Raw genomic sequence first — 1,585 nt, 5'->3', positions numbered from 1 at the left:
GGGGATCATTTCACCGCTGAAGTTCATTACCATTGCTGAAGATATCGGGTTTATCAATGTAAGCGTCAACGGAGCACCGTATTGACGCTTATTTATTGGTGAGTACTACGTTCCATGGCAGGAGTTCATCAACTCGGTTGGAAGGCCATTCCGGCCGTACGCTCAGGCTATGGCGCAGATACGCTTCCGGATCGATACCGTTCAGACGGCAGGTGCCGATCAGCCCGTACAACAGTGCTCCACGCTCGCCGCCGTGATCGCTGCCAAAGAACATAAAGTTTTTCTTTCCGAGACAGACTGCACGAAGCGCTCTTTCCGCAGCATTATTATCCGCCTCCGCCAGACCGTCATCACTGTAATAACAGAGGGCATCCCACTGATTCAGTACATAGCTGAACGCTTCGCCCAGTCTGGATTTTTTCGACAGCGTACCATTCTTCTCCACCATCCATTCATGCAGCGACGTCAGTAACACTTTGCTTCGCTGCTGCCTGACGGCAAGACGCTCTGACTCCGGTAATCCCCGTATTTCATCCTCGATGGCGTACAGTTCACTGATTCGCTTCAGTGCTTCTTCTGCCGTCGCACTTTTGCTGCTGATGTATACATCGTGGATTTTTCGCCGGGCATGGGCCCAGCACGCAACTTCTGTCAGTGCACCACCTTCACGTTCTGCACTGAACAACCTGTCGTAACCTGTGAACGCATCCGCCTGCAGGATACCCCGGAAGGGGCGGAGGTGTTGCTCCGGGTGTTTCCCCTGCCGGTTCGGCGAGTACGCGAACCAGACCGCTGGAGGAGATGACGAACCCACATTGCGATCATCCCGGACATACGTCCAGATACGCCCTGTTTTCGCCTTTTTCTGACCCGGTGCCAGTACCTTTACCGGTGTGTCATCAGTGTGAATCTTGCGGGTGTTCATTACATAACGGTACAGGGCATCATTCACCGGTGTCATTAACTGGCAGCACGCGTCAACCCAGTTGGAGAGTAAGGCCCGGCTCAGTTCGACACCCTGGCGGGCAAAGATTTCACTCTGACGATACAGTGGCAGATGTTCGCAGTATTTTCCCGTTAACACGCGGGCAAGTAATCCGGGGCCCGCGATACCACGCTCTATCGGGCGGGACGGCGCCGGTGCTTCAACAATACAGTCACATTTTGTACAGGCTTTTTTTACCCGTTCTGTGCGGATCACTTTCAGGGCACTGCTCACCAGTTCCAGCTGTTCAGCGCTGACTTCCCCCAGATAATCCAGCTCACCGCCACACTCCGGGCAACAGCTTTCTTCTGGCTCCAGGCGGTGTATTTCACGGGGAAGGTGTGCCGGTAACGGACGACGATGGCGCGACTGTCGCAACTGGCGGGGAACCTGAGGATCGTCTTCCCGCCCACTGTAACGATCGCTGTCCTGTTCACGTTGTTTCAGCAGAGCCTCAGCCAGTTCAACTTCACGACGCAGTTTTTCAGAACGGGTACCGAACAGCATCCGGCGCAGTTTTTCTATCTGAGCCCGCAGATGTTCTATTTCCCGTTCATCTTCTTCGATCTTTTCTTCGGCACGTGTCAGTGCAGAGCGCAG

At 54.3% G+C, this 1,585-nt stretch carries 1 protein-coding gene; it reads right to left on the bottom strand.

What is annotated here, in order from left to right:
- Positions 1 to 88: 88 nt before the first annotated feature.
- A partial coding sequence (locus K1I94_RS11215; RefSeq protein ID WP_223315336.1) for an IS66-like element ISEc23 family transposase occupies positions 89 to 1,585 on the bottom strand: 1,497 nt, incomplete at its 5' end.

This window comes from Streptococcus sanguinis (genome assembly GCF_019929145.1).
In the GTDB taxonomy this organism is placed as follows: domain Bacteria; phylum Bacillota; class Bacilli; order Lactobacillales; family Streptococcaceae; genus Streptococcus; species Streptococcus sanguinis_U.
This window is presented reverse-complemented; position numbering and strand designations above follow the sequence as displayed.